The sequence below is a fragment of the Streptomyces sp. MMG1121 genome (genome assembly GCF_001280015.1).
GTDB lineage: Bacteria > Actinomycetota > Actinomycetes > Streptomycetales > Streptomycetaceae > Streptomyces.
This window is the reverse complement of sequence record NZ_LGDV01000263.1, coordinates 1-10,303: the sequence shown is the minus strand read 5'-3', so window position 1 is coordinate 10,303 and position 10,303 is coordinate 1. Positions and strand designations below refer to the sequence as shown.

Genomic DNA, 10,303 nt, shown 5'->3' with positions numbered 1-10,303 from the left:
CACCCCGGCGGAGCCGACTGCGCCTGCGCGGGCGACCCCGCCCCGCTCGCCGACCGCCCCGACGCCACGGTCGTCCGGCACCACGACACGGTCGCGAAGGCCCACGCCCCCGGTACCGGCCCCGCCGAGCTGACGCTCCGCCTCGCCACGGCCGCCCGCCTCCCGGACGTCCTCCTGCCCCCGCTCGTCCCGGCCCCCACCTCCCTGCACGACCGCCTGGTGACGTTCTGGCCCTACGGCACCCCCGTGGACCCCGACGACCCGGACGCCGCCCCCTGGGAAGCCACCGCCGTCCTCCTGGCCCGCCTGCACCGCACGCCCCCGCCCGACGGCCTGCCCCCGATGCGCGGCCCCGCCAAGGCCGCCCGGGCCGTCGGCAGACTCCACGCGGCGCTGCGTGACACGGCCCGCAAGGCCGCACCTGCCGAAGCCACAGGTCGCGAAACAGCCGACCCCGAAGCCGCCGGCCCCATCCTGAACGCCTGGGCCGCCCTGCCCGCCTGGGCCCGGGCCGAGGCCCCCATGCCCGGACCGGCCGCCCTCTGCCACGGCGATCTGCACCTCGGCCAGCTCGTCCGCCACCCCGCGCCGGACGGTCCCTGGCGGCTGATCGACGTGGACGACCTGGGAACCGGCGCCCCGGCCTGGGACCTCGCGCGCCCCGCCGCCTGGTACGCCTGCGGACTCCTGCCGCCCGACGAGTGGGCCCGTTTCCTCGGCGCGTACCAGCGGGCCGGCGGCCCGGCCGTACCGGCGACGGGCGATCCCTGGCCCGCCCTGGACGTCCCGGCCCGTGCGCTCACCGTGCAGACGGCCGCCCTGGCCCTCACCAAGGCGCTCGCGGCGGACCGCCCGCTGGACGAGGCGGAGCGGGCCCTGGTCGACGCCTGTGCCCGAATGGCGTCGATCCCTCGTCAGTTGACGCCCGGATCCGTGAACTAGGCTGCAACCGCCCGGGGCCGCACGGAGTCTGTCCTGGGGAAACACCAAGCAGGATCGACCGGCGAGGAGTTGAGCCGACGATGCAGTGTCCGAAGTGCCATGCGCCGATGCACACCTACAACCGCAACGGCGTCCAGATCGAGCAGTGCAGCGGCTGCCGCGGCATCTTCCTCGACTACGGCGAGCTGGAGGCGCTGACCCGGGTGGAGTCCCAGTGGTCCCAGCCCGCGCCGCCCCCGCCCGTCCCGCAGGGGTACCCGGCCCCGCCCGCGCCCGCCTGGGGCGCTCCGCACGGCGGCCACCACGACAGTCACCACGGCGGTCACGGTCACTACGGCGGCCACCACCGCCACAAGAGCTTCGGCCACATGCTGTTCTCCAGCTGAGCACGAGCCCACGAAGAAGCCCCCGGCCGTACGAGACGGCCGGGGGCTTTCCGGTGCGTGGACGATACTGGGATTGAACCAGTGACCTCTTCCGTGTCAGGGAAGCGCTCTCCCGCTGAGCTAATCGTCCGCGGGCTGTGACGTGGAAGTCACAGTCGGTGCGCGATACTGGGATTGAACCAGTGACCTCTTCCGTGTCAGGGAAGCGCTCTCCCGCTGAGCTAATCGCGCGGGTGGGGATCTTCGAGAAGACCCGTGGATCTTACGAGAAGATCCAGTGGACGATACTGGGATTGAACCAGTGACCTCTTCCGTGTCAGGGAAGCGCTCTCCCGCTGAGCTAATCGTCCTTGGAGGTGGAGACGGGATTTGAACCCGTGTAGACGGCTTTGCAGGCCGTTGCCTCGCCTCTCGGCCACTCCACCAGGAGTGTAGGGGATCGGGATGACCCCTTCTTCCTTCGAGCGGACGACGAGGCTCGAACTCGCGACCTCAACCTTGGCAAGGTTGCGCTCTACCAACTGAGCTACGTCCGCTTGTCGTTTCGGTCCGCTTCCGCGTCCCGGCGACGTGTTGAACTCTAGCGGATTCCCGGGCCAGTACAAAAACGCGTTTGCCCAGCGTGCTGCGGTGGACCCGGCGGACGACGTGGTCAGGGCCCCCTCGAGGACATCCCGGAGCCACCTTTCGGACATCAGCCCTAGACTCGATCGCGTGCTTCACCACCCTTCCCGGCTCCCCGCCCTGGCCCGTTTCGGCGACCGTGTCGCCACCGGTCTCGTGGACGTCACCAGTGATCCGGCCGCCCTGGACTCCGCCGGCTTCTGGGCCGTCTGCGCGGACTACGAGGGCCGTCTGACCTGCGCCCGTTTCGCGGACGTAGGTGAGGAGCCGGTGCCCGCCCCGGCGCCGGGCGGCTGGCGGGGCCCGGCGCTGGGGGAGTGGACCTCCTCCCTGGACCACCGCGCGTACACGGCGGCCGTCCAACGGATCCGCGAGTACGTCGCGGCCGGCGACGTCTACCAGGCCAACCTCTGCCGGGTGCTCAGCGCATCCGTGGCCCCCGACGCCGACGTGGACGCCCTGACCGCCCTGCTCGCCCGCGGCAACCCGGCGCCGTACGCCGGGACGATCCGGCTGCCGGAGCACGGCGTGGAGATCGCCACCGCCTCGCCGGAGCTGTTCCTGCGCCGGCAGGGCCGGGTCGTCGAGTCGGGGCCGATCAAGGGCACCGCACGCACGGAGGCGGACCTGCTGGAGAAGGACTACGCCGAGAACGTGATGATCGTGGACCTGGTCCGCAACGACATCGGGCGTGTCTGCACCACCGGCAGCGTGACCGTCCCCGACCTGTGCGCCGTGGAGAAGCACCCCGGCCTGGTCCACCTGGTCTCCACGGTCCGGGGTGAGCTGCGCGACGGAGCCGGCTGGCCGGACCTGCTCGCGGCCGCCTTCCCGCCCGGCTCGGTGACGGGCGCGCCGAAGTCGAGCGCCCTGAGGATCATCGAGGAGCTGGAGACCGCCCCGCGCGGGCCGTACTGCGGCGGGATCGGCTGGGTCGACGCCGACCGGGGCCTGGGCGAGCTGGCCGTCGGCATCCGCACCTTCTGGATCGACCGGCCCGACGACGCCACGGCACTGCTGCGTTTCGGTGCCGGTGCCGGCATCACCTGGGGATCGGACCCCGAGGGGGAGTGGCGGGAGACCGAGCTGAAGGCGTCCCGGCTGCTCGCGGTAGCGTCGGGGGCGTACGAGGCGAGCGGAGGGGTGTGCGCATGAGGATCTGGCTGGACGGCGGGCTGCGGGACGTGGAGTCCGCCCGTGTCTCCGTCTTCGACCACGGGCTGACCGTCGGCGACGGCGTCTTCGAGACGCTGAAGGCGACCGACGGGAAGCCGTTCGCGCTCACCCGGCACCTCGACCGGCTGACCCGCTCGGCCCGGGGCCTCGGCCTGCCCGACCCCGACCACGACGAGGTCCGCGAGGCCTGCGCGGCCGTCCTGGAGGCCAATCCGATGCCGCTCGGCCGGCTGCGGATCACCTACACCGGCGGCCACGGTCCGCTCGGCTCGGACCGCGGCGAGCACGGACCGACCCTCGTGGTCGCCCTCGGCGTGACCGCGCGTCGCCCGGACGGCACGGCTGTGATCACCGTCCCGTGGACCCGCAACGAACGCGGTGCCCTGACCGGCCTGAAGACCACCTCGTACGCCGAGAACGTCGTCGCCCTGGCCCGCGCTCACGAACACGGCGCGTCCGAGGCGCTGTTCGGCAACACGGTCGGACAGCTCTGCGAGGGCACCGGGTCCAACGTCTTCGTCGTCCTGGACGGTGAGATCCACACCCCGCCGGTCGCCTCCGGCTGCCTCCCCGGCATCACCCGCGCGCTGGCGGTCGAGTGGACGGGCGCCAAGGAGACCGACCTGCCGCTGGACGTCCTCCGGCGCGCCGACGAGATCTTCCTGACCTCCACCCTGCGCGACATCCAGGCCGTGCACCGTGTCGACGACCGCGAACTGCCCGCCACCCCGGGCCCGGTGACCGCCAAGGCGATGCGGATCTTCGACGAGCGGTCCGGGGCGGACCTGGACCCCTGAGCCGGGCGCGGGTCTCGGCCCCGCTCGGGAAACGGGCTGACTCGATGGTCGGCTGTGGGTAGAACACCGGTGATGACCACGACCCTGCGGCCGGTCGAGCCGCTTCAGCAGCACACCGACGGCACCCGTTCCCGCCGCTATCAGGTGTGCGTGAACAGCCGTCCCGTCGGTGAGATCCACCTCGGCACCTCGCCGGCGCTGGGCGAGTCGGTGGCGCGCGTCGTCGACCTGTGGATCGCCGAGCCCGACCGGCGGCGCGGCCGGGGCACGGTGGCCGCGCTCGCCGCCGAGGAGGTGGTGCGCGGCTGGGGCTGCACACAGATCGAGATCCACGTCCCCGCCTCGGCGGACCCGGCGCTGAGGCTGTTCGGCACGCTCGGCTACACCCTGCGCAACCGCGGCATGGAGAAGCGCCTCGGCACCGCCCCGCCCGAGCTGCCGCCGGGCAGCGGCGCACGGCCCATGACGGAGGCCGAGTTCGAGGCGTGGCTGGAGTACGAGAGCGAGCGGTACGCGCGGTCCTGGATCGAGCGGGGCCTGTCCGAGGCCGCCGCCCGCGCCAAGGCGGAGAACGACCACGAGCAGCGGCTGCCGCACGGGCTCGCGACCGACGGCATGGTGTTCAGCGTCCTGGAGCACGAAGGGGCCAGGGTGGGCATCCTGTGGCTGGCGCTCCTGGACGACGAGGCGTACGTGTTCGACGTCGAGACCGACGCGGCCCGCCGCGGCCGGGGACACGGCCGGACGCTCATGCTGCTGGCGGAGCGCCAGGCCATCGAGGCCGGCCGGCCGGTCCTCGGCCTCAACGTGTTCGCGGGGAACGGACCGGCGGAGCGGCTGTACGAGTCGCTCGGCTACGAGACGAGGACCCACTGCCTCGCCAAGCCCCTGCTGTAGGACCTGCCGGGGCCCGGACCTTAAGCCTGCTGCTCGCCCAGCAGCCGGTCGGCGATCTCCTCGACGCGCTCGCGCAGGCCCTCCTGGCTCTTGCCGCCGTCGAGGCGTTCGCCGCCGATGACGTACGTCGGGGTGCCGCTCACCCCGATCGCCTTGCCCTCGGCCTGGTCGGCGTCCACGATCAGGATGTGCCGGCCGTCGATCAGCGCGGTGTCGAACTCCTCGGCGTCCAGCCCGAGTTCACGGGCCACCTCGACCAGGAAGGGTTCTCCCTTACGGTCCAGCTCCTCGACCCGCCCGAGCACGGCCTCCACGTACGGCCAGCCCTTGCCCTGTTCCAGCGCTTCCTCCACGGCCTGGGCGGCGGCGAAGGAGTGCTTGTGCTTCTCCAGCGGGAAGTGCCGCAGCCGCAGCTCCAGCCGGTCGCCGTAGCGGGCGCGCAGGGCGCGGATGTCGTCCAGGGCCGTGCGGCAGTCGGGGCACTGCAGCTCGCACCAGACGTCCAGAACGGGGGCGCCGGCGCGTGCGGGGGAGGAGTCGCTCATGCCGCCCAGTCTTCCAGGCCGGACCCGGCCGACCCAATCGGGACGGTACGGCGGCTCCGCCGGGCCCGCACGGCACTCCAGGAGGAGGCGACCCGGAGATGTCCCTGATGTCCGCCGGGGGCATGGCATCGCGGGGACCGGGCGGTGCAGGATGGAGGGGACGAAGCGCGCCTCGCCGGTGCGCCGCGTCCGGCGCGCACCCCGCGTTCCGCCTTCCGCCCGACCGAGCCCGCCAGGAGGACCGGATGATTGCCGAGACCGTCTGTTCCGCCGTCTCCGCGGCGGGCCTGGGCATCGCCGTCGTCACGGCCTACCGCAAGCGTTTCCTGGCAGCGGCCCGCATCGCGGCGTACTCGCTGGTGCCGGTCGGTCTGGTGATGACCGGGGTCGTCGGCTGGGTCGCCGACACCGCCTTCCACCCCACCGCCTGGGCGGGCTTCGGGGTGCTGGGCGCGGCCTGGCTCCTCTTCGCGGGCACGCGTGCGATCGAGCGCCGGCGCGGCGGCACCCGCGAAGAGCGCAGAGCGGCACGTGGCGGCGGGACCGACGCCGTGGCCCCGACGGCCTCGGCGCCCTCACTGGGCCCGGGGACCCGGTCGGCGACCGGATCGGCCACCGCCCCGCGGACCACCGGCTCCTCCGAGGACTTCAGCGACATCGAGGCCATCCTCAAGAAGCACGGCATATGACGGCCGCATGACGGGTGCGACGGCATAAGGGCACGTCGGGCCGCCCGGACCGAAACGACACAGTGCGTCATGGGCGCGTCCGGATCCGTTCACAACCCGAAGCAAGTCGGACGGGACGGCGCCAAATACGGCAACTCCCGCATATCGATGGCATGTAGATCGCGTGCGCTGCCTCTCCTGCGCGATGATCTCCAGCGAGATGCTGGACACGACACAGAGCGAGGCCGCGCCGCCGAAGGACGAGCCGCGCGGATGCCTCTTCGCCCTATCCCAGCCACCGCTGATGATCTTCCTTGCGGTGATCGGGTGTCTGCTCCTCATGGCTGCGCTGCACGACCTGCTGTTGCTGTGAGCCGTACACGTCCGTCCCGGCGCCACCCGCCGGGACCGACGTCGCCCCCGGACGAGCCGAGCGTCGCGCGTGCGCGCGGGGATCCCCGGTGCCGCGCGGTCAGCCCGTCGCTTCCTTGCGCCGGGCCCGGTAGGCGGCCACGTGCAGCCGGTTTCCGCAGGTGCGGCTGTCGCAGTAGCGGCGCGAGCGGTTGCGGGACAGGTCGACGAAGGCGTGCCGGCAGTCCGGTGCCTCACAGCGCCGCAGCCGTTCCTGCTCCCCGGCCACCACGAAGAAGGCGAGCGCCATACCGCAGTCGGCTGCGAGATGGTCGGCCACGGAGGCTCCGGGCGCGAAGTAGTGCACATGCCAGTCGTAGCCGTCGTGGTCCGTCAGGCGCGGGGTGGTGCCGGCCGCGGCGACCAGCTCGTTGATCAACCCGGCGGCGGACCGGGGGTCCGGAGCCGCGAAGATCGCCGCGAAACGCCCCCGGATCCTGCGCACCGCCGAGAGGTCGAACTCCGTCAGCACTCCGACATCGCTGATTTCGTGCTTTCGTACGAAATCAGCGAGGGCTGGGAGGTCGGCCAGCCCGTCCGCCGCCGCGCCGTCCTCCGGCGCGGTGTTCACCAGATCGACCACGGTGTCGAGGGCACACCGGGTGTCGTGGGTGATCAGCACGTTTCGCTCCCTGGCCTGTGGGTCGGGCGACGCCCGCCGATGCTGGCCGATGGTAGCGACATCCGCGCCCGGCGTACCGGCCTCTGTCCGACTCCGGTGTGCCGGGAGAACGCCTCCGCGCTCCACGAGGTTCCCCGACCCCCTTCCGCGTTCCGTCCTCCACCCGTCCTCCGCCCGCCCTCCGGCAGGGCGAGGGCCGGACGGGCACAGGCCGACGCCGCCCCGTGAACGCTCACGGTGACGGCGCCGGGCTGTGCCGTATGCGGTTGTCTTGGCCCGAGCCGTCTCCCCGAGTGGACGGCGCCGGGCTGCTCTCAGGGCCGCTGCCTAGCTTTCCGCCAGGATGTGCGACAGCTCCTGATCCAGGTCGAAGTGCCGGTGTTCCGTGCCGGGGGGCACGGCGGCGTCGGTTCGCTTCAGGAAGGACTCCAGGGCCCGCGCCGGGGCCTCGAGGAGGGCCTCCCCCTCCGGGGAGCTGAGGGCGATGCACACGACGCCCTGGCCATGACTGCGCGATGGCCAGACGCGGACGTCGCCGGTGCCGGTGGGCCGGTGCAGCCCCTCGGCGAGGAGGTCGCGGGCGAACACCCACTCGACGGTTTCCTCGGCTCCTGTGTGGAAGGTGGCGTGCACGGCGTAGGGGTCGGCCGTGTCGTACCGCAGGCCTGCGGGGACAGGCAGGGAGGACTCGCTCGACACAACGAGGCGCAGGTGCAGCTCGCAGCTGACCGTGGTGTTCATAAGCGCCAGGGCCTTTCGCTCAGTGTGCGCTCGGGGATTCGCACGTCGGCGAAATCGACATGCCACCTACGGTGCCGTTGTAAACCCCTCTGAGGGTTTTGCGTGTCTTTACGTAACTCTTCCGGCCGAGAACTCGTACCGGATCTACGACCATTTCAGTGACTGGATTCACTCCGGTAGGGTTTGTCTGTATGAATACGGGGAGTGACGAACCGGGCGAGGTCGCCGTGGCGGCGGACGAGGCGCGCACCGACCGGCGGACGACGGGCCAGGACGCCGGACCGGAGGCCGGGGACGGGCTCGGCTCCCGGGCGCCTGAATTCGTCAAGGCCCGCCGGGTCCTGCACCTGAGCTGGCAGGTCGGCGTCTTCGTGGTGGGCCTCGCGGTCGTCGTCGCCGGCATCGTCATGCTGCCGCTGCCGGGACCCGGCTGGGTGGTGATCTTCGGCGGCATGGCGATCTGGGCGACCGAGTTCGTCTGGGCCCAGCTCGTGCTCCGCTGGACCAAACGCAAGGTCACCGAGGCGGCCCAGCGGGCCCTCGACCCCAAGGTGCGCCGGCGCAACATCACGTTGACCGCGATCGGGCTCGTGATCGTGGCCGTGCTGGTCGGGATCTACCTGTGGAAGTTCGGCCTTGTCATGCCGTGGAAGATCAAGGACCAGTGAGCCACCTCCGTCGCTCCGGGCGCACGCCAACCCGCCCCCGGTCGGAGGCACCCCCTGACATGGGGTAATGTTCTTCCCGTGCCCGGGCGATTAGCTCAGTGGGAGAGCGCTTCGTTCACACCGAAGAGGTCACTGGTTCGAACCCAGTATCGCCCACCCGGACCAACGGCCCATCTGCGAGACAGCAGGTGGGCCGTTGGCGTATGCGCGCCCGTGCCCGGCGGAGGGGCGAGGCGAGGGGGAGGGGCGGTGGCCGCGGGCGGTGGCCGCGGAGGGGCGTTTTGCCGAACCGGCAACAAGGCTCGTGCGTGGCGGGCGGCCCACAGGACGATCGAGACAGGCGCCATGATCGTCGGCCCGGCGATCAGCGGCATTTCCTTGACCGGCTCGGCGATCACCGGCTCGGCGGGTGCGCGGTGCGGCGGGTGCGCGGTGCGCGGCCGTCGACTCGGCATCCCGCGGCCCGGCGGTCACCGACTCGGCGGCCACCGGCTCAGCGGCCGCGGGAGGCGCCACAGCCGTCTCCGTCCACGTCACCCACCCCAACCCCCTGGAGCCCCCATGCACCAGCTGCCCGCCCCCGACCTCACCCACCGCCTGGTCCCCTCGCCGGCGGGTCGCGTTCACCTCGTGGAGCAGGGGCACGGCCCGCTGGTGCTCCTGGTGCACGGATTCCCGGAGTCCTGGTACTCCTGGCGCCACCAGTTGCCGGTCCTGGCCGCCGCCGGCTACCGAGCCGTAGCCGTCGACGTCCGGGGTTACGGCCGTTCCTCCAGGCCCGCGGCCGTGGACGCGTACCGGATGCTCGACCTGGTCGCGGACAACGTCGCCGTGGTGGAGGCCCTGGGGGAGGAGTCCGCGGTGGTCGTCGGGCATGACTGGGGCGCGACGATCGCCGCCACGTCAGCCCTGACCAGGCCGGATGTGTTCCGCGCCGTGGGCCTGCTGGGCGTGCCGTACACCCCGCCCGGCGGCCCGCGCCCCAGCGAGGTCTTCGCGCGACTGGGCGGCAGCGGTGGCGACGACGACAGCGGTTCGGCCGGTGAGGGCAGCGGCGGCAGTGGAGACGCGCAGCTCGGTGCCGAGCCCGAGGAGTCCTCGGTGCCCGAAGAGTCCTCGGTGCCCGAGGAGTTCTACGTCTCGTACTTCCAGCGGCCCGGCCGGGCCGAGTCGGAGATCGAGCCCGACGTCCGTGGCTGGCTCGCGGGCTTCTACGCGGCGCTGTCGGCGGACACCATGCCCGAACCCGGCGCCCCCGACCCGCACTTCGTCGGCCGGGGCGGCACCCTGCGCGAACGCTTCCCCGCGGGCCCGCCTCCTGCCTGGCTGGGCGAGTACGACCTGGACGTCCTGGCCGGGGAGTTCGAGCGGACGGGCCTGACCGGGGCGCTGAACCGTTACCGGAACATGGACCGGGACTGGGCCGACCTGGCCGGTTACGCGGGCGCTCCGATCACGCAGCCGTCGCTGTTCATCGGCGGTGCCCTGGACGCCTCGCTCGCCTGGCTGGCGGACGCGGTCACGGCGTACCCCGAGACCCTGCCCGGCCTCCTCGGCTCGCACATCCTCGGCGGCTGCGGCCACTTCGTCCAGCAGGAGCGCCCCGAGGAGACGAACCGCATCCTGCTCGACTGGCTTGCTGCCCTGCCCGGCTGAGCCCCATCAACGGAACCCCACCGAACCCCGCCCGCCGACGCCTAGCCGTCCGCCCCGGCCGTTCCCCGCCGGCCCGGGGCCGGGCCTCCCGAACGCCGCCCACCAGCGCCTGGGCTCCCCGGCCGTAGCCCGCCGGCCCGGGGCCGCCGCCTCCACTCCGAATCCCGCCC

Annotated in this window: 12 protein-coding genes and 6 tRNA genes; 10 read left to right on the top strand and 8 right to left on the bottom strand. The window is 72.5% G+C overall.

Annotation, left to right across the window (positions count from 1 at the left end; all coding sequences use genetic code 11):
* On the top strand, positions 1-942 hold a 942-nt coding region (locus tag ADK64_RS41830), incomplete at its 5' end, for a phosphotransferase family protein (RefSeq protein ID WP_053667502.1).
* A gap of 80 nt (positions 943-1,022) precedes the next feature.
* The gene (locus tag ADK64_RS41825; RefSeq protein ID WP_053667501.1) at positions 1,023-1,328 is read left to right on the top strand and encodes a zf-TFIIB domain-containing protein; all 306 of its coding nucleotides are present in this window, start codon (positions 1,023-1,025) and stop codon (positions 1,326-1,328) included.
* A 58-nt stretch (positions 1,329-1,386) separates the two neighbouring features.
* On the opposite strand, the gene ADK64_RS41820 is transcribed toward ADK64_RS41825, so the two are convergent.
* From ADK64_RS41820 to ADK64_RS41800, 5 genes are all read right to left on the bottom strand, one after another.
* Positions 1,387-1,458 (bottom strand) — tRNA-Val (locus ADK64_RS41820).
* A 29-nt stretch (positions 1,459-1,487) separates the two neighbouring features.
* A tRNA-Val gene (locus ADK64_RS41815) sits at positions 1,488-1,559 on the bottom strand.
* A 47-nt stretch (positions 1,560-1,606) separates the two neighbouring features.
* A tRNA-Val gene (locus ADK64_RS41810) sits at positions 1,607-1,678 on the bottom strand.
* A gap of 1 nt (position 1,679) precedes the next feature.
* A tRNA-Cys gene (locus ADK64_RS41805) sits at positions 1,680-1,753 on the bottom strand.
* A 38-nt stretch (positions 1,754-1,791) separates the two neighbouring features.
* Positions 1,792-1,864 (bottom strand) — tRNA-Gly (locus ADK64_RS41800).
* A gap of 178 nt (positions 1,865-2,042) precedes the next feature.
* Here ADK64_RS41800 and ADK64_RS41795 point away from each other — a divergent pair.
* The 3 genes from ADK64_RS41795 (at position 2,043) to ADK64_RS41785 (ending at position 4,822) form a co-directional block, all read left to right on the top strand.
* Complete coding sequence (locus ADK64_RS41795; RefSeq protein WP_053667500.1) at positions 2,043-3,107, top strand: chorismate-binding protein; 1,065 nt, start codon at positions 2,043-2,045, stop codon at positions 3,105-3,107.
* Complete coding sequence (locus tag ADK64_RS41790) at positions 3,104-3,925, top strand: aminotransferase class IV (protein ID WP_053667499.1); 822 nt, start codon at positions 3,104-3,106, stop codon at positions 3,923-3,925. Before ADK64_RS41795 ends, ADK64_RS41790 begins: the two co-directional genes overlap by 4 nt.
* Positions 3,926-3,997: 72 nt before the next feature.
* Positions 3,998-4,822, top strand: a complete 825-nt coding sequence (locus tag ADK64_RS41785; protein ID WP_053667498.1) for a GNAT family N-acetyltransferase — start codon at positions 3,998-4,000, stop codon at positions 4,820-4,822.
* 20 nt (positions 4,823-4,842) lie between these two features.
* On the opposite strand, the gene ADK64_RS41780 is transcribed toward ADK64_RS41785, so the two are convergent.
* Positions 4,843-5,367 (bottom strand): DsbA family protein, encoded by a 525-nt coding sequence (locus ADK64_RS41780; RefSeq protein WP_053667497.1) that lies wholly within the window; start codon positions 5,365-5,367, stop codon positions 4,843-4,845.
* A gap of 245 nt (positions 5,368-5,612) precedes the next feature.
* Here ADK64_RS41780 and ADK64_RS41775 point away from each other — a divergent pair, with 245 nt between their 5' ends.
* Together ADK64_RS41775 and ADK64_RS41770 are read left to right on the top strand one after the other, a co-directional pair.
* Positions 5,613-6,056 carry a hypothetical protein gene (locus tag ADK64_RS41775; protein WP_053667496.1) on the top strand — a complete coding sequence of 148 codons (444 nt, stop codon included), beginning with the start codon at positions 5,613-5,615 and terminating at the stop codon, positions 6,054-6,056.
* Between the two features lie 184 nt (positions 6,057-6,240).
* Positions 6,241-6,408: a hypothetical protein gene (locus tag ADK64_RS41770; protein WP_159046475.1), complete on the top strand. Its 168-nt coding sequence runs from the start codon at positions 6,241-6,243 to the stop codon at positions 6,406-6,408.
* A 99-nt stretch (positions 6,409-6,507) separates the two neighbouring features.
* Here the strand turns inward: ADK64_RS41770 and ADK64_RS41765 are convergent, their stop codons facing one another.
* Both ADK64_RS41765 and ADK64_RS41760 read right to left on the bottom strand, forming a co-directional pair.
* Entirely contained in the window at positions 6,508-7,068 is a 561-nt protein-coding gene (locus ADK64_RS41765; RefSeq protein ID WP_053667494.1) for a CGNR zinc finger domain-containing protein, read from the bottom strand.
* A gap of 327 nt (positions 7,069-7,395) precedes the next feature.
* Entirely contained in the window at positions 7,396-7,809 is a 414-nt protein-coding gene (locus ADK64_RS41760; RefSeq protein ID WP_004002642.1) for an SsgA family sporulation/cell division regulator, read from the bottom strand.
* Between the two features lie 191 nt (positions 7,810-8,000).
* Between ADK64_RS41760 and ADK64_RS41755 the strand changes: the two genes are divergently transcribed.
* The 3 genes from ADK64_RS41755 (at position 8,001) to ADK64_RS44620 (ending at position 10,133) form a co-directional block, all read left to right on the top strand.
* Positions 8,001-8,477 (top strand): TIGR02611 family protein, encoded by a 477-nt coding sequence (locus ADK64_RS41755; RefSeq protein ID WP_053667493.1) that lies wholly within the window; start codon positions 8,001-8,003, stop codon positions 8,475-8,477.
* 84 nt (positions 8,478-8,561) lie between these two features.
* Positions 8,562-8,633 (top strand) — tRNA-Val (locus ADK64_RS41750).
* A 405-nt stretch (positions 8,634-9,038) separates the two neighbouring features.
* Complete coding sequence (locus tag ADK64_RS44620; RefSeq protein ID WP_053667492.1) at positions 9,039-10,133, top strand: alpha/beta fold hydrolase; 1,095 nt, start codon at positions 9,039-9,041, stop codon at positions 10,131-10,133.
* Positions 10,134-10,303: the final 170 nt, after the last annotated feature.

Bases quoted from the DNA above. Each gene is read 5' to 3' on its own strand.
- ADK64_RS41825 (WP_053667501.1), top strand. From the start codon at position 1,023: ATGCAGTGTCCGAAGTGCCATGCGCCGATGCACACCTACAACCGCAAC.
- ADK64_RS41790 (WP_053667499.1), top strand. From the start codon at position 3,104: ATGAGGATCTGGCTGGACGGCGGGCTGCGGGACGTGGAGTCCGCCCGT.
- ADK64_RS41785 (WP_053667498.1), top strand. From the start codon at position 3,998: ATGACCACGACCCTGCGGCCGGTCGAGCCGCTTCAGCAGCACACCGAC.
- ADK64_RS41780 (WP_053667497.1), bottom strand. From the start codon at position 5,367: ATGAGCGACTCCTCCCCCGCACGCGCCGGCGCCCCCGTTCTGGACGTC.
- ADK64_RS41775 (WP_053667496.1), top strand. From the start codon at position 5,613: ATGATTGCCGAGACCGTCTGTTCCGCCGTCTCCGCGGCGGGCCTGGGC.
- ADK64_RS41770 (WP_159046475.1), top strand. From the start codon at position 6,241: ATGATCTCCAGCGAGATGCTGGACACGACACAGAGCGAGGCCGCGCCG.
- ADK64_RS41760 (WP_004002642.1), bottom strand. From the start codon at position 7,809: ATGAACACCACGGTCAGCTGCGAGCTGCACCTGCGCCTCGTTGTGTCG.
- ADK64_RS41755 (WP_053667493.1), top strand. From the start codon at position 8,001: ATGAATACGGGGAGTGACGAACCGGGCGAGGTCGCCGTGGCGGCGGAC.
- ADK64_RS44620 (WP_053667492.1), top strand. From the start codon at position 9,039: ATGCACCAGCTGCCCGCCCCCGACCTCACCCACCGCCTGGTCCCCTCG.